General features: G+C 74.7%; 6 protein-coding genes. All 6 read left to right on the forward strand.

Translation table 11 applies throughout. The annotated features are described in order from the left end of the window. The first annotated feature begins 174 nt into the window (after nt 1–174). Genes ACLJPY_RS19890 through ACLJPY_RS19915 form a run of 6 tightly spaced genes read left to right on the forward strand, consistent with a single transcriptional unit; the run spans nt 175 to nt 16,830 of the window. Nucleotides 175–3,990 (forward strand): non-ribosomal peptide synthetase, encoded by a 3,816-nt coding sequence (locus ACLJPY_RS19890; protein WP_410590416.1) that lies wholly within the window; start codon nt 175–177, stop codon nt 3,988–3,990. After that, entirely contained in the window at nt 3,987–12,563 is an 8,577-nt protein-coding gene (locus ACLJPY_RS19895) for an amino acid adenylation domain-containing protein (protein WP_410590418.1), read from the forward strand. Before ACLJPY_RS19890 ends, ACLJPY_RS19895 begins: the two co-directional genes overlap by 4 nt. Before the next feature lie 23 nt (nt 12,564–12,586). Continuing rightward, entirely contained in the window at nt 12,587–13,459 is an 873-nt protein-coding gene (locus ACLJPY_RS19900; RefSeq protein WP_410590419.1) for a TauD/TfdA dioxygenase family protein, read from the forward strand. 10 nt (nt 13,460–13,469) lie between these two features. Next, nucleotides 13,470–14,678: a cytochrome P450 family protein gene (locus ACLJPY_RS19905; protein ID WP_410590421.1), complete on the forward strand. Its 1,209-nt coding sequence runs from the start codon at nt 13,470–13,472 to the stop codon at nt 14,676–14,678. After that, a complete protein-coding gene (locus ACLJPY_RS19910) occupies nt 14,675–15,361 on the forward strand; it encodes a hypothetical protein (protein WP_410590423.1) in 687 nt (228 codons plus the stop codon). Before ACLJPY_RS19905 ends, ACLJPY_RS19910 begins: the two co-directional genes overlap by 4 nt. Nucleotides 15,362–15,363: 2 nt before the next feature. Then, nucleotides 15,364–16,830, forward strand: a complete 1,467-nt coding sequence (locus ACLJPY_RS19915) for a serine hydrolase domain-containing protein (protein WP_410590592.1) — start codon at nt 15,364–15,366, stop codon at nt 16,828–16,830. Nucleotides 16,831–16,835 lie beyond the last annotated feature (5 nt).

The following is a 16,835-nucleotide window of genomic DNA, read 5'->3' on the forward strand; positions in this document are numbered from 1 at the left end:
CAAGAAGAACCGGGGCAGCGCCCGAGGATTTCCGGGCAAACTTCGGTCACCCCTCGTCATCGGCCGATGGTGTGGTGTTAACTGGCGCCACAGACAGAGAGCGTTTCCCCCACTCGGCTGCGACGGCACAAAGCAGTACCGGTTCGCCCGCCCCGCCCGGAAGGCCGTCCCCCGATGCGTGTGTCCGCCCCGCTGTCGTCCGGTCAACAGCGCCTGTGGGCCCTGTCCCAGCTGGCCGGGGCCGGCCCGGCCTACAACGAGACCATGGCCTTCGCCCTGCGCGGACCGCTGGACCGCGAGGCGCTGCAACGGGCCTTCGACGCCCTCGCCGACCGCCACGAGGCCCTGCGGACCCGGATCGTCGTCGAAGACGGGAAGCCGGTGCAGGTCGTCGAACCCGCCGGGCACGGGTTTCCGTGCGTCGTCACCGAGGTTTCCGGGCCGGAGGAAGCGGCCGAGCTGCGGCGAGCCGAGCCGGCCGAGGCCTTCGACCTCACGCGCGCTCCGCTGGCGCGGGCGCGGCTGCTGGCCGGGGCGCCGCCCCCCGATCGCCACGCTACCGGGGACCACCGACAGTTCCGGGCCGCGGACCACGTCCTGCTGATCACCGTGCACCACCTCGTCTTCGACGGCTGGTCACGCACCCTGCTGCTGCGCGAACTCGGCGCCCTCTACACCGCCGAAGTGACCGGGGCGGCGGCGGATCTGCCGCCCGCCCGGCCCTACCGCGAACACGCCGTGGCGCAGCAGGACTGGCTGGCCGGCGACGGCCCGGCCTCGCACGAGGCCTACTGGCGGGTGCAGCTCGACGGCGTGCCGCCGGTGCTGGAGCTGCCCACCGACCGGCCGCGTCCGGCCCGGCAGGACCACCGGGGCGCGGGGGTGCCCGTCTCCCTCGGAGCCGACCTCACCGCGCGGCTGAAGGCGGTGGCGCGCGAGCACGGCGTCACGCTCTACTCCACCATCCTGACCTGCTGGTCCATCCTCCTCGGGCGCCTTTCCGCGCAAACTGACATCGTTGTCGGCGTCCCGACGGCCAACCGGGGCGCCGCCGGCGAGTACCCCGGGACGTTCGGGTTCTTCGTCAACACCCTGGCCGTGCGCGCCGACCTGTCCGGCGCGCCGACCGGGGCCACCCTGCTCAAGGACGTCCGGGCGGCCTTGCGCGGGGCGATCGGCCACGCCGAGCTGCCGTTCGAACGGGTCGTCGAGCTGGTGAACCCGCCGCGCAGCCCGGCGCACACCCCGCTGTTCCAGACGATGTTCGCCTGGGTGCCGACGCTGCACGACGTCCTCGAGCTGCCGGGCGTGACCGTCGAGCCCCTCGACGTCGAGCACGCCCCCGCGAAGTTCGACCTCGCTCTCGGCCTCGCCGACGAGGACGGCGACGTCGCCGGGCACCTCGACTACGCCGTCGCCCTTTTCGACCGGGAAACCGCCGAGCGGTACGCGCGCTACCTCGTCCGGCTGCTGGAGCAGCTGGCGACGCGGCCGGACGCCGAGATCGCGAGCTACGAACTCCTCGACGACGCCGAGCGCCGCGAAATCCTCACCGCGTGGAGCACCGGTCCGCGGCCGCACCGGCGGCCCGGCGGGCTGGTCGAGCGCTTCACCGGCCACGCCGACACGACCCCCGGCGCGCCCGCGCTCGTCTGCGACGACCGGACCCTCACCTACGGCGAGCTGGACCGCCGCAGCACCCGGCTGGCGAACGCCCTGCGCCGCCGCGGCGCCCGGCCCGGCGGGGTCGTGGCCATCCACAGTGGACGGTCGGCCGAGCTCGTGGTCGCGGTGCTCGGCGTGCTCAAGTCCGGGGCCGCCTACCTCCCGCTCGACCCGGCCCAGCCGGAGGCCCGGCGGGCGGCGATGGTCGAGGACGCGCGTCCCGTGCTCGTGCTGGGGGCGGACATCGGGGACCTCGAAACCGAGGGCGACGAGACCCGGAGACCGGTCGCGACCGGCCCCGACGAGACGGCCTACGTCATCTACACGTCGGGCTCGACCGGTCGCCCGAAGGGGGTCGCCGTCACCCACCGCAGCGTCCTCGCGCTGTTCGACCAATGGCTGGACCGCTTCGGCGCGACACCGGGCGAAGCGACGTCGGCGTGGTCCAGCATCGGCTTCGACGCCTCGGTGCACGAACTGCTGCTACCCCTGACCACCGGTGCCGTGCTGCACGTCGTCCCCGAGGACGTCCGGCCCGATCCGGCGGCGCTGATGGCGTGGCTGCGGGAACACCGGGTGGTGCAAGCGTTCCTGCCACCCGCCTACGTCCGGTGGGTCGACGAAGACCCCGCCCGCGTCCGCGGGCTGGCCCTGCGGCAGCTGCTCACCGGCGTCGAACCACTGCCGGAGGCCGCGCTCGCCCGGTTCGCCGCGGCCCTGCCGGGCTTGCGGATCTGCTTCGGCTACGGCCCCACCGAAGCCACGCTCTACGCCACCGCGCACTTCGACCCGCAGCCGAAGGACCGCCCGGCCCCGATCGGGCGGCCACTACCCGGCTCGCGGCTGTACCTGCTGGACGAGCGGCTGCGCCCGGTGCCCCCGGGGGTCGTCGGCGAGGTCTTCCTGGCCGGTGACTGCCTGGCGCGCGGCTACCTCGACCGGCCGGACCTGACCGCCGAACGGTTCGTGGCGGATCCGTTCGTCGCCGGCAGGAGGATGTACCGGACCGGGGACCTGGCGAGGTGGCTGCCCGGCGGCGAAGCCGAGTACGCCGGCCGCCGCGACGACCAGATCAAGCTGCGCGGCTTCCGCATCGAACCCGGCGAAGTGACGGCCGCGCTCCTGGCCGTGCCCGGCGTCCGGGAGGCCGCCGTGCTGGTCGACCGCGAGGGTGAGCCGCGGCTCGTCGCCGGTGTCGCGGGTACCGCGCGGACCCCGCACGAGTGGCGGGCCGCGCTGGCCGGCCGCCTGCCGGACTACATGATCCCGTCCGTGTTCGCCGAATTCGACCGGCTGCCGCTGAGCCGCAGCGGCAAGCTCGACCGCGAGGCCGTGCTGGCCCGTGCCCGCACGAGCGCGCCGGCCGCGGTCAACACCGCCGCCCCGCGCGACCACGTCGAACTCGCCCTGCTCCGGATCTGGCGAGACCTGTTGCTGCACCCGGCCATCGGCGTCTCGGACGACTTCTTCGCCGTCGGCGGCACGTCGATTTCGGCGATCAAGCTGGCCCACGCGATCGGCACCGAGTTCGGCCGCGAGCTGCCGATCCGGGACGTCATCCTGCACCCGACGATCGAGGCACAGGCCGCACTGCTGCGCACGGACCGGACGCCGGAGGGCGGCAGCCTGATCGAGTTCCGCCGCGGCGCCGGGCGGGCCCGCGTGGTCTGCGTGCACCCGGCAGGCGGCACGGCGTTCTGCTACCTCCCGCTCAGCGCCCTGCTTCCCGAGGACGCCGGTGTCGTCGGGATCCAGTCGCCCGGGCTCAACCCCGGCGAAGAACCGCTGCCCAGCGTCGAGGCGATGGCCGAAGAGTACCTGCGGCTGGTCGATCCGCTCCCGGAGGAAACCTTGGTCCTCTGTGGACTGTCCTACGGCGGGCTCGTCGCGTACGAGATGGGACGACGGCTCGCGCAGCACCACCCGCGCGTCAGCGTCGTCCTGCTCGACACGACCGCCACCGACGACCCGGCCGCGAAGGCGGCGGTCGAGCCGGTGCCCGCGGCCGAGTTCCGCGAGAAACTGGTCCGCTTCAACGGCATGTACCCCGGGATCGAGGACGCGCAGATCGAGCGCTACCACCGCACGTACAACCACAACCGGCTGACCGCGCGGGAGCACGACCCCGGCGAAACGGCCGCGAGAGTCGTCTTCGTCCAGGCCGTCGGCGAGGATCCGGTGCCCGGGACCGTGGAGTTCTGGCGCCGCCGCGCCCGCGGCGAGTTCGAGGTCGTCCCGGCGGACTGCGGCCACTGGGACATGCTGGAGAGCGACGCGTTGCCGCTGGTCGCCAAGCTGGTCTCGGCCGAGCTGGCGGCCCGATGACCTCGATCGCCCGCCGCGTCCACGACCGGGCCCTGCGGCACCCGGACGCCCTCGCCGTGTCCGACGGCACCCGGCGGCTCACCTGCGCCGAGCTGAACGCGGGCGCCGCCGCGGTCGCGCAAGCCCTGTCCCGCCGCGGGATCCGCGCCGGGGACGCGGTCGCCGTCGCACTGCCGCGCTCGGCCGAACTGGTCCAGGTCATGCTGGGCGTCCTGCGCCTCGGCGCCCAGGTCGTCCCGCTGGACCGGCAGAGCCCGCCCGCGCGCCGCGAGGTCATCCTCGCCGACGCGGGCGCGGCCGCCGTCGTCCACGACGGCCTGCCGGGCCTGCTGCCGCTGTCCCCGGCCGACCTGCTCGCCGAGGCGGCGGAAGCCGGGGTGCCCGCCGGCCCCGCGCCGGCGTCGTTCCTCTTCGCCACCTCCGGCACGACCGGGCGGCCCAAGGGTGTCGAGGTCCGCGACGCCGGCGTCCTGCGGCTGGCCGAACCCGGCTGGCTCGACATCGGCACCCGGTTCGCCTGCCTGGCCAACCCGGCGTTCGACGCCATCAGCTTCGAAGTGTGGGTGCCGCTGCTGACCGGCGGCACGTGCGTGGTCCTCGACGACGACACCGTCCGCGACCCGCAGGCGTTCGCCGACGCGCTCGTCCGGGAGCGCATCGACACGATGTTCGTCACCGCGACGCTGTTCAACGCGGTCGCCGAGACCGTGCCGGGCAGCTTCGCCACCGTGCGCCGGGTCGTCATCGGCGGCGAGCAGCTCAACGCCCCGCTGATCCGCCGCTGGTACCGGGCCAACCCGGACTCGCCGACACGGCTGCAGAACGGCTACGGCCCGACCGAGACGACGACGTTCGCGCTCAGCTACGCGATCCCGCGGGGTTTCGACGGCGACGTCGTGCCGATCGGCCGTCCGCTGCCGGGCACCGGCGCGGTCGCGGTCACGCCGGACGAGCGCGTGGCCGCCAAAGGCGAGGTCGCCGAGCTGTACCTTTCCGGCGCCGGCGTCGCGCTCGGCTACCGCGGCCTGCCCGCGGAGACCGGGCAGCGGTTCGTGCGGCTGCCGTGGCTGGACGACGGCCGCGCGCGGTTCTACCGCACCGGCGACCTGGTCCGGGTGCTGCCGGGCGGGCGGTACGCCTACGTCGGGCGCACCGACCGGCAGGTCAAGGTGCGCGGGTTCCGGATCGAGCCGGGCGAGCTGGAGCAGCGGCTGCTCGCGCACCCGGAGATCCGGCAGGTCCACGTCGCCGTGCGCCGCGCGGCCACCGCCGAACTGCTCGCCTACGTCGTCGCGGGCGAGCTGTCCTTCGAGGCGTTCGAAGCGCACCTGGCCGAGACCGTGCCCGCCTACATGCGCCCGCACCACGTCTTCCGCGTCGGCGAGCTGCCGCGCAACGCGAACGGGAAGGTGGACGAAACCGCGTTGCTGGCGGGCGGCTTCCCGCCCTGGCGGCCGGAAACCGGCGGGCAAGCGACGGCGTGGGAGCGGGAAGTCCTCGACGTCGTTTCGGACGTCCTCGGCGTTCCCGCCCTCCGGCCGCTCGACACCTGGCTGCGGTCCGGCGGCGACTCGCTCAAGGCGTTGCGGCTGCGGTTCGCGGTCCGGGAGCGCTGGGGTGCGGACGTGGCGCCTTCGGTGGTGCAGCGCGGCACGTTCGCCGACCTCGCCGCCGCCGTCTCCGCCGCCGGGCGGGCGGCGTACCCGGCTCCCGGCGCGCCGACATCGGCGACGTCGGCGCCGGCCACCAGCGAGCAGCAGCGGCTTTGGCTGCTGCAGCAGCGGAATCCGGCGTCCACCGCCTACCACGTGCCGCTCGCTTTCCGGATCACCGGCGACCTCGACCTCGACGCCCTGCGCCGGGACGTGCGCGCCCTGGTGGAGCGGCACCCGGCGCTGCGGACGGCGTTCGAGGCCACCTCCGACGGCCTGCGGCAGGTGGCGAAGGCGCCTTACGACCCGTGGACCGAACCTTCCGAGGACTTCTTCACCGCGCCCTTCGACCTCGCTTCGGGCCGGCTGCTGCGCGCGGCCTGGCGGCCCGGCGGGACGCTCCTGCTGTGCCTGCACCACATCGCGGTCGACGGCTGGTCGCTGAACGTCCTGTTCCGGGAGTTGTCCGGAGCGACACCGCGGGCCGGCGCGCACACGCCGTTCGACTTCGCCGCGTGGCAGTCGCGCTGGTTCGCCTCCCCCGGCTACCGCGCCCAGCTGATCGACCGCGCCGACGACGCCGAGCCCCTCGCCGAGGCCTCCTCGGCCGGGCGGCTGCACACGACCCGGATCGACCGCGACCGCGTCGACGAGTGGGCCGGCGAGCTCGGCTTGACGCGGTTCCAGCTGCTGCTCGGCGTGTTCGCGTGGAGCCTGTACGCGGTGACCGGGCGGACCCGGCCCCGGATCGCCGCGCCGGTGGCGAACCGGCCGGTGCGGGAGTTCGAGGACGCCGTCGGGATGTTCGCCAACACCGTGCGGCTGCCGCTTGCGGTGGACCCGGACGAAGACCTGGCCGCCCAGCTGCGCCGGCTCGGCGGGAGCGCGGGGGCGGCGCTGGACCACCAGGACGTCGCCTTCGCCGACCTGGACCCGGCGTACGCGGCGTTCGACTACCTATTCGTCCTGGAGAACACCGACTTCGAAGCACTGCGGCTGCCCGGCTGCACGGTGCGTCCACAGTGGATCGAGGCGGCCGAGGCCAAGTGCGCACTCACGCTCTCGGTCGTGGAACGGCCGGAGGGCTTCGACTGCCTGTGGGAGTACGGCGACGGCCACTTCACCGAAGCCGAAGCCCGCGAACTCGGGGAAGTCTTCGACCGCGCCCTGCACGGCGACGCGCGGACGCCGGACCACCACGACCACGGCCGTGGCGAGCCGGCCGAGCTGACCTGGGAGACCGTCGCCGACGGCTTCGCGCGGCAGGTCGCCCGGACGCCCGACGCTCCGGCGTTGACCGGCGACACGACGCTGACCTACGCCGAACTGGACGCGCACGCGGCCCGGCTCGCCGCCACCCTGCCCGCGGACGCCACCGACATCGCGCTGTACTTCCGGCCCTCGGCCGAGCACGTCGTCGCGCTGCTCGCGCTGGCGCGGCTGAACATCACCGCCGTGCCCCTGGATCCGGCGTACCCGCCGGAGCTGCTGCGCGCCATGCTCGACCGCGTCCGGCCGCGCTGCGTCCTGCTCGCGCCGGGCGAGGCGTTCGAGACCGACGTCGAGGGACGGTACGTCACGCTCGATGGCGGGCCGGTGCCCGACGTCCCGGCCCGGCACACGGGACGGCCGCTGTACACGCTGTTCACCTCGGGCTCGACCGGCGTGCCCAAGGGGGTGCGCGTCCCGGACCGCACGCTGGCCAACCTGCTGCAGTGGCAGGACGCGCCACCCTCGGCGACCCAGCAGTTCTCGATGCTCTCGTTCGACGTGTCGTTCCAGGAGATCTTCACGACGCTCTGCGGCGGCGGACGGCTGCACCTGATCCGCCCCGAATGGCGCCACGACGTCCCCGCGCTGCTGGACCAGCTGGACTCGGCCGGGATCGAGCGGATCTTCCTGCCGTACGTGGCCCTGCAGCTGCTGGCCGAGCACGGCGTCCGGCTCGGGCGGTACCCGGCGCGGCTGCGGGACGTCATCACCGCCGGCGAACAGCTGGTGTGCACGCCGGCCATCCGGCGCTGGTTCGCGGGGCTGCCCGGCGCCCGCCTGCACAACCACTACGGGCCGACCGAAACCCACGTCGTCAGCGCGCTGACCCTCGACGGTGACCCGGCGCAGTGGCCCGAGCGACCGGCCATCGGCCGTCGGGTGGCGAACGCGGTCCTGCGGGTCGCCGGCGCCTCGGGCGCGCCGCTGCCGCCGGGCCAGGTCGGCGAGCTGCTGATCGGCGGGCTCGCGGCCAACCGCTGCTACCTCGGCGACGCCGCGCCGGAGAAGTTCGCCGAGCTGCCGGAGCTGTTCTACCGCAGCGGCGACCTCGCGCACTTCGACCGGGCCGGGCTGCTGCACTTCGACGGCCGGGCGGACCGGCAGGTCAAGCTGAGCGGGCACCGGCTCGAGCTCGGGCAGGTCGAGGCGGCGCTGCTGCGGCACCCCGACGTCGTCAACGCGGTCGTCGCGGCCGAGGACGACCGGCTGACGGCGTTCCTCGAATGCCGCCGGACGCCGTCCGCCGGGGAGCTGGCGGACTTCCTGGTGCCGCTGCTGCCGCCGCACGCGCGGGTGGACCGCTTCCGCGTGGTCGACGCCCTGCCGCGCACGCCGAGCGGGAAGCTCGACCGGGATGCCGCCGCCCGCACGCCGGGGACGGACCTGCACCGGACGGCGGCCCGGCCGTCGAGCGAGCTGGCCGCGTTGTTCGAGGAGGTGACCGGCTCGCCGATCGGTCCCGACGAGACGTTCTTCGCCGCCGGCGCCAGTTCGCTGTCGCTGATGCGGTTCCACCTGCGCTGCGCGGAAGCCGGCTACCGGTTCACCGTGGCGGACCTCTTCGAGCACGTCACGCTCCGGGACCTGACGCGGCACCTCGAAAGCGGCCCCGCGGCGGCTGCCCCGGCGGCCCGGACCGCCGACGAACCGGTCGCCGTCGTCGGCATGGCGGTGCGGCTGCCGGGCGCGCGGGACCTGGCGGCGTTCTGGGACCTGGTCGTCTCCGGCCGCCGGGCCATCGAGGACTTCCCCGCCGCCGAGGGCCTGGTCGGCGCGCGCAGCATCCTGGCCGATCCCCTGGGCTTCGACCCGGAGCACTTCGGGATCAGCCACCGCGACGCGGCCCTGATGGACCCGCAGCAGCGGCAGTTGCTGATGGCGTGCGTGGAGGCGCTGGCGCACGCCGGGATCACGTCGGGCGACGGCGTCGGGCTGATCGCGGGCTGCGGGGAGAACACGTACTTCCGGCAGATGCTGCGCGAGGCCGACCCGGCCGCGCTGCCGGACGGCTTCCAGCTGGCCCTGCACCACGAGAAGGACTTCCTGGCGACGAAGGTGGCGTACCACCTCGACCTGACCGGTCCGGCGCTGACGACCCAGACGGCGTGCTCGAGCTCGCTGGTGGCGGTCCACCAGGCGGCGGCCATGCTGCGCGGCGGCGAGGCGGACGTGATGCTGGCGGGCGGGGTGCTCGTCGACGTCACCCTGGCCGAGGGCTACCGGTACCGGCCGCAGCACATCTTTTCGCCGGACGGCCACTGCCGCCCGTTCAGCGACGACGCCGACGGCACGGTGGGCGGCAGCGGCGTCGGCGTGGTGGTGCTGAAGCCCCTTTCGGCGGCCCGCCGCGCCGGCGACACGGTGTACGCGGTGGTCACGGGCTCGGCGTTGACCAACGACGGCGCGGCGAAGCAGGGCTACAGCGCCCCGTCCCCGGCCGGGCAGCGGGCGGCGATCCGGGCCGCACTCGGCCGGGCCGGACGCACCGGCGCCGACGTCGGCTACGTGGAGACGCACGGAACGGGAACCCGGCTCGGCGACCCGATCGAGGTGGCGGCCCTGCGCGAGGCGATGCCGGACTCGGCGGGCTGCGTGTTGTCGTCGGTGAAGAGCCAGCTCGGCCACCTGGGCGCGGCGGCAGGCGTGGTGGGCTTGATCCGCGCGAGCCTGGCGGTGCACCACGGGATCCTGCCGCCGACGGTGGATTTCCACGCCCCCAACCCGGCACTGGACCTGGGCCCGTTCCGGGTGCCGACGGCCGCGGAGCCGTGGCCGTCGGGCCCGCGGGTGGCGGGGGTCAGCAGCTTCGGCATCGGCGGGACGAACGCGCACGCGGTGCTGGAGCAGGTCCGCCCGGTGCCACCAGCACGCCCGGAGCCGCTGCGGTGCCTGGTGCTGTCGGCCCGCAGCGCACCGGCGTTGCGGCTCGAAGCGGCTCGGGTGGGTGCGTACCTCGAGGCGCATCCGGAGTCCTATGTGGACGTACTCCGGCACCTGCAGTCGGGGCGCCCGGCGGAGCGCTGGCGCATGGCGGCGGTTTGCGACACCGCGGCCGCCGCGGTCGAGTGGCTCCGCACGGCCGAGCCGGAGGAGACCGCCCGGTCCGGAGGGGCACTTTCACGTGAAAGTGCCCCTCGCGAGACGGCACTTCCACGTGAAAGTGCCGCTTTGGCCGGCGACTCCTCGACCGCGATCTCGCTCTCCGCGGCCGCCGAACTGGCGGCTGCTTGGGTGGCGGGTGCTGCCGTCGACTGGGGGCAGGCCGCTGCTCCGGCGCCGTGGGACTTCCCGCCGCCCGCGTTCGACGTGCGGGAGTTCGACTTCCCCCGGCGGGCTGCCACCACCCGGCTGCCCGAAGCCGAGTGGCTGCACCAGCCGACTTGGGTCCGGCTGCGCCGGGCGGGGGCCGCCGCCGGGACCGATCGCGTCCTCGTCATCTCCGGGGACGGTCCGCTGACCGCACCCGCCCTCGATGCCGCCTACCCGCGTGTCGTGCGGGTCCACGCGGCAGACCACTTCGCCCGCCTCGGCCCGGACACCTTCGAAGCCGACCCCGCCGACACCGCGCACCTGCGCCGGGTGCTCGACGCCGTGGGCGGCACCGGCACCGACTGGCTGCACACCCTACCGCTCGGCATTACCGGACTCGTCGGCGAAAGTTCGTTGGAGCGGGCGAAATGGGCGTGCCTCGACACGCCCGCCGCGCTCCTGCGGGCCGCCCACGGACGGCCGGTCCGGACCTGGTGGATCTCCGCCGGAGCTGCACCCGCGAACACCGCCGTCACGCGGCCCGAAGCCGGGCTGCTCGCCGGGATCACCGCCGTCGGACCGCAGGAAACCGGCGTGCCCGGCCACTGGGCCGACCTTCCGACGCCCGACCTCGACCCCCTCGCCGACCTCCTCACCGGACCGACCCCACCGGACCGCACGGCCCTGCGAGGCGGCTTCTGGTGGACGCAGGGCACCGCACCGGTCGCGCCCGAGCAGCTGACCGGCAACCCTCCGGTCCTCACCATCGCCCAAAGCCGAACCGAAGCCACCACACCCGACCAACCCACCGGCACCCACCTCGTCCTCGGCGGCACCGGCGGCATCGGCACCGCCATCGCCGAGGAGCTCCTGACCCGCACCACCGGCCGCGTCATCCTGCTCGCCCGGCACCCCTTCCTGCCCCGCGCGCTCGAACCGTGGGCGGACCGCGTCGACCTCCTCGCCGCCGACCTCACCTCCGTCACCGCCGATGACATCCCCGCTCCCCTCGCCGGGATCGTCCACGCGGCCGGGAACCCCGACGGCGGTCTCATCGCCACCCGCGGCGAAGGCACACAATCGGTCAAGCTCGCCGGCGCCCTCCTCGTGGAACAGCTCGTCGAACGCGACCGGCCCGCCTTCGCCGTCTTCTGCTCGTCGCTGTCGGCCCAGTTCGGCGGGCACGGGCAGCTGGACTACGCCGCCGCCAACGGGTTCCTCGACGCGCTCGCCCACCGTGACGGGCCGACCGCCCGGCTCGCCATCGGCTGGGACGTCTGGCGGGACAGCGGCATGGCCGTCTCCGCCCTGGAAACCGACGCCCGGCACCAAGCCCACCTCGCCGTCGGCCTCGGCGACGCGGAAGGGCGGCGCACCTTCGCCCGCGCACTCGGCACGGGCCTGCCGCAGCTCCTCGTCGCCACGACCGGCCTGGACACCGCCAAGGCGTTCCACGAGCGCGACACCACGCCGTCGGCGAAACCGGCCGAAGCGGACCTGGCCGAGGAAGTCCGGGCCCTCCTGGGCGTCGCCGAGCTCGATCCGGACGTGCCGCTGTACGACCTCGGCGCCGATTCCCTGACCCTGCTGGACGTCGTCGAGTCGGTGAAACGCCTGTACGGCGTCGACCTCGACCTCGCGTGGCTCGGGCCGGAGGTGACCATGGCCGCGTTGCTGGCGAAGGTCACCGAAGCGGCCGACACCGGCGAAGTGGCCGTGCAGGTCTGGCGGGCCGGGACGACCCAGGACGTCGTCTGCCTCGTGCACCCGGTCGGCGGCGACGTCCACGCGTACCGCCCGCTCGTCGAGGCGCTGCCGCCCGAGCTCGGCGTCTGCGTGATCGCCGATCCGGCGCTGAGCCGGCCGGAACCGCCGGGGTGGTCCGTTGCGGACCGGGCCCGTCGCTACCACGCGGCACTGCAGGCGAAACTGCCCGGCCGCACCTGGCGGCTGGCCGGGTGGTCGTTCGGCGCCTGGGTCGCGGCCGGCATGGCCGCCGAGGCCGAGGCGGCCGGGCAGCCGGTGCGGGCGCTGCACCTCATCGACCCGCCGCCGCCCGGCGCGAGTGCCGCGGACTACAGCGACGCCCAGCTGGAGACGGTCTTCGAGCGCGAACTGGGCGCCTCCGGCGGCACCGCGGGCGAACACGCGCACCGGCTCGCCCGCGCGTGCCGGGCGAACCTGGCGAGCATGGCCGGGCACGAGCTGCCGCGGCTGGCCGCGACCCCCAGCCACGTCTGGCTCGCCGCCGCACCCGAGCCCGGCCTGCCGGTGACCGACCGCGGCGGCTGGCGCGCGCTGCTGCCCGAACCGAGCCGCTGGCACGAACTGCCCGCCACCCACTACGGCATCGTGCGCGCCCCGCACGTCACCGCCGTCGCCGCCGCCATCGGACTGTGAGACCCACAGGAGGAAAGGAAACCATGGAGCAGTACGAACTCGACGCCGTCAAGCGGATCACCACGCGGCCGGCGCGCGACTACCGCACCTTGGCCGTGCGGGGCCTGACGCCGGTGATCGGCGCCGAGGTCACCGGCCTCGACCTGACGCGGGAACTGACCGACGAGCAGCTCACCGAGCTCAAGACGGCCTTCCTGGACCACCACGTGCTGGTCTTCCGCGACCAGGACATCACACCGGACGACCACCAGCGCCTGGCCGCGAGCTTCGGCGAGCTGCGGCCGGTGAACCCGCCGCCCGAGCACGGGAACCCCTACATCCTCGAGGTCGCGACCGCGCCGGAGGCGGCCACGGTGTTCGGCAACGGCTGGCACGCCGACGGCACCGCCGACGAGGAGCCGTCGCTCGGCTCGATGCTGCACATCACGGAGATGCCGGCGCCCGGCAGCGGCGGCGACACGCTCTTCGCGAACATGCACCTCGCGTACGACATGCTTTCGCCCAAGCTGAAGGAGTTCCTCACCGGGCTCACCGCGATCCACGACGGCGCCCACGCCTTCCGCGGCCACAAGATCCCGGAGGGGTACGAACCGCCGGTCAGCGAGCACCCGGTCGTCGTGCGGCACCCGGAAACCGACCGGCCGCTGCTGTACGTCAACCCGGCCTACACCTCGCGCATCCCGCAGCTGTCGGCCGACGAGAGCCAGGCCGTGCTCGACCTGCTGTTCTCGGTCGTGCCGAACCGGCCGATGCTCGCCTGCCGCGTGCGGTGGGAGCCGGACACGCTGGTGTTCTGGGACAACCGCTGCGTCCAGCACCACGCGACCTACGACTACTACCCGCACACCCGCTTCGGCCACCGCGTCGCCATCAACGGCGGCCCGCTCAAAGGCTGACAGGAGCGCCATGTCGTCCGAACCCGTGGTGGACGTCCGTGACCCGGCCGTCCTCGACGACCCGATGGGCGGTTACGACCGCGTCCTCGCCGCAGCACCGGTCTGCCGGGCCCGGCTGCCCGGCGGCGAAGAAGGCTGGCTGGTCACCGGCAGCGCCGAGGTCCGCGCGGTGCTGTCCGATCCGGCCGTGCGCAACGATCCCACCGGCCTGCCGGGGCAGGGCGCGCGGACGCAGGAGGAGACGTTCCTCGCGCTGGGCACGCCGCCGGAGCACCTGCCGTACCTGCGGGCCAGCCTGCTGAGCCTCGACGGCGCCGAGCACACGCGGCTGCGCCGCAGCATCAGCCACGCCTTCGGGGCGGCCCGCGTCGCCACCCTGCGCCCGCGGGTGCAGCAGATCGTCGACGAGCTGCTCGACGGCCTCGGCGCGACGGCGAACCTGCTCGACGAATACGCCTACCCGCTGGCCATGGCGGTGGTGTGCGAACTGGTCGGCGTGCCCGAAGCCGATTGGGCGGACTGGTGGCGCTGGGGCAAGGTGCTGGTCGACGGCGACCCGGCGCGGATCACCCCGACGCTGGGCGAGATGTTCGCCTACTGCCACGCGCTGGTGGACCGCCGCCGCGCCGAACCGCGGGACGACCTGCTCAGCGAGGTCGTCGCCCAGGACGACCTGACCGACGTCGACGCCGTGGCCCTCGTGGTGTTCCTGGTGCTCGCCGGGCACGAAACGATGGCGCACATGCTGTCCAACGCGGCGCTCGCGCTGATGCGCGACCCGGCGCAGCGGGAGCTGTTGCGCGCGGAACCGGAGCTGTGGCCGGCGGCGGTGCGCGAGCTGGTGCGCACCGACGGCCCGGTCCAGCTGGCGCGGTTGCGTTACGCCGCAACGGATCTCGAGGTCGGCGGCGTGCGGATCCGCGCCGGCGACGCGGTGCAGGCGGTCCTCGGCGCGGCCAACCGCGACCCGGCGCAGTTCGCCCACCCCCACGCGGCGGACGTCCGCTGGCAGGCCGAGCACGGCGGCCGCGAGGGCAGCGTCGGCTTCGGCTGGGGGCCGCACTTCTGCCTCGGCGTCGCACTGGCGAAGGTGGAGGCGGAAGTCGCGCTGCGGAGCTTGTTCGAGCGGTTCCCGGCGGTGCAGCCGGTGGGCGAGCCGGCGTGGGTGCCGCTGCCGCGGGCCCGCCACCGCGTCGCGCTCGAGGTGCGGCTGCGGTGACCGCACCCACCCCCGACGTCTCGGTCATCCTGCCCTGCGCCGGGTTCGGGACGCGGTTCGGCGCGCCCTACGCGAAGGAGCTGCACTGCCTGGCTCCCGGGGTCACCGTGCTGGACCGCAGCCTGGAGGCCGTGGTCGAGCTGGTGAAGAGCGGCCTGTGCGTGCGCGTGGTCGTCGTGTTCGGGCCGCACAAGCTCGACACGGTGAAGTACCTGGCGCGCTACGCCGGGACGTTCCAGCTGGTCTTCGTCTACCAGGACGACGTGGCCGAGCCGGGGCTCGACGGGGCGATCCGGTGCGCCCTGCCGCTGACGGCGGGACCGGTGGCGCTGGTGCTGCCCGACATCGTCGTCAGCGGCGTGGACAGCCTGCTGTCGGCCCTGCGGCAGGCGGATGTGACGGGCTGGAGCGTGGTCGCCGCCGAAGAGCGGGATCCCGGCGTGCTGCGGCAGATGGGCGCGCTGACGGTGGCCGGCGGCCACGGCGTCGTCACCGTCGAGGCCGCCGCGGAGAAACCGGAAGACCCCACGGGCTTCAACGCGCTCTGGGGCATCGTGGCGGTCACCGCGGAGCACGCCCACCGGCTGCCGGACGTGGCGCGGCGGGACGCGGACAGCCCGCTGGCCGGGGCCCGCGCCCTGATGGTGGCCCGGATCGTCAACTACAACACCACCGAGGGATGAGCATGCTCGACGACGTGATGACGGCGCTGGACACCGTCCTGCCCCGGCTGGCCGCGGTGACCGGCACGCCCGGCGTCGCCGTCGCGGTGGCCACGAGCGACGACCTGCGGACCGCCGCGACCGGGTTCGCGGACCTGGCCGCGCGCACGCCGATGACCGCCGAGACGGCCGCGCCGGCGGGCTCGCTCACCAAACCCGTCACCGGCCTGGCGTTCCTGCAGCTCGTCGAGGCCGGGATGGCCGGGCTGGACACGCCGGTCGACCAGGTCCTGCCCGCGGGACTGCGCGGTGCCGGCGCACCACCCGCCACCACCGCGATGCTGGCCGCCCACCAGGCCGGCTACTACAGCGACATCGTCACCGCCGTCGCGCCCACCGCGCCGGCCGAGCCGATCCTCGACTACGTCCGGCGCCGGCACGAGGCCGGCCGGGCCGTCGAGTACGGCGGGGTGCTGCCGCTGGTCTCGGCGCCCGGATCCTATTCGTACTCGAGCTTCGGGGTCGGGGTGCTCGGCGGGGTCGTCGAGCACCTGACCGGCGAACCGTACGGCGCCCGCGTCCAGCGGGAGGTGTTCGCGCCGGCCGGGATGGCGGCCACCGGCATCGACGACGGCACGCGCGCCCCGGCCGGCGGCGCGACCGGGTACCTGGCCTTCGGTGACTGGTGCGTGCCGAGCCCGCCGCTGCGGACGTCCGCGTACCCGGGTGTCGGGATGCACACCAGCGCCGCGGACTTCGCGCGGCTGCTGCAGTCCCTGCTGCGCACCGCCCGCGGCGACCGCGGCCTGGTCGGCCCGGATTCGCTCGCCGCCATGGCCGCCCCGCGCGTGGAACGGCCGAGCCCGCACGGCGTCCGGTCGTTTTCCGGCCTCACGTTGGAGCTCGCCGATCCGGCGCTGGGCGAGGACTGGTGGTGGGGGCACACGGCGGCGTTCCCGTGGGGCTTCTGGTGGGAAGCCCGGGTCTGGCCGCACCGCGACCTGGCCGCGGTCGCGGTCGGCAACCGCTGGGACATGGCCCGGTTCCACAACCCCGCGACCCGCAGCGCGCCCGGGCTGGCCGTGGACTGGGCGGGCCGCTGGGCGGTGTCCGGCGCGCCGGCGAAGCTCCCGGACACGGACGGGCGGCCCCGGTGGACCGGCCCCCGGCCGACACCGGAGAGCTCGCACTGGATGGGCGTCCTGGTCGGCGAGCGCACCCACGGCCTGCTCGGCGTGCCCGGCCCGCTGCCCGTCACGACCATGACCGCCGGCGCGCGGTCCCTCGGCGACGGCGACGCGGGCGGCTGGGACCCGGCGGCGTTCGCCCGCGGCGTGGAGCAGGCGCGCGCGGTGGCGCCGGACCCGGCCGCGCTCGGGGCGCTGGGCCGGGAGCTGGGCCCGGCGGCGGCGCTGTGGATGCTGGAGTGCGGGGCGTCGAGCGCCGAAGTCACGATGCCGGTCGGCTTCTACGCCGGCTCCTCGCGGTGACCCGG

The organism is Amycolatopsis sp. lyj-23 (assembly GCF_046549135.1).
Lineage (GTDB): Bacteria > Actinomycetota > Actinomycetes > Mycobacteriales > Pseudonocardiaceae > Amycolatopsis.

Coding starts and splice junctions, on each gene's coding strand:
- ACLJPY_RS19890 (WP_410590416.1), top strand. CDS start 175: ATGCGTGTGTCCGCCCCGCTGTCGTCCGGTCAACAGCGCCTGTGGGCC.
- ACLJPY_RS19895 (WP_410590418.1), top strand. CDS start 3,987: ATGACCTCGATCGCCCGCCGCGTCCACGACCGGGCCCTGCGGCACCCG.
- ACLJPY_RS19900 (WP_410590419.1), top strand. CDS start 12,587: ATGGAGCAGTACGAACTCGACGCCGTCAAGCGGATCACCACGCGGCCG.
- ACLJPY_RS19905 (WP_410590421.1), top strand. CDS start 13,470: ATGTCGTCCGAACCCGTGGTGGACGTCCGTGACCCGGCCGTCCTCGAC.
- ACLJPY_RS19915 (WP_410590592.1), top strand. CDS start 15,364: ATGCTCGACGACGTGATGACGGCGCTGGACACCGTCCTGCCCCGGCTG.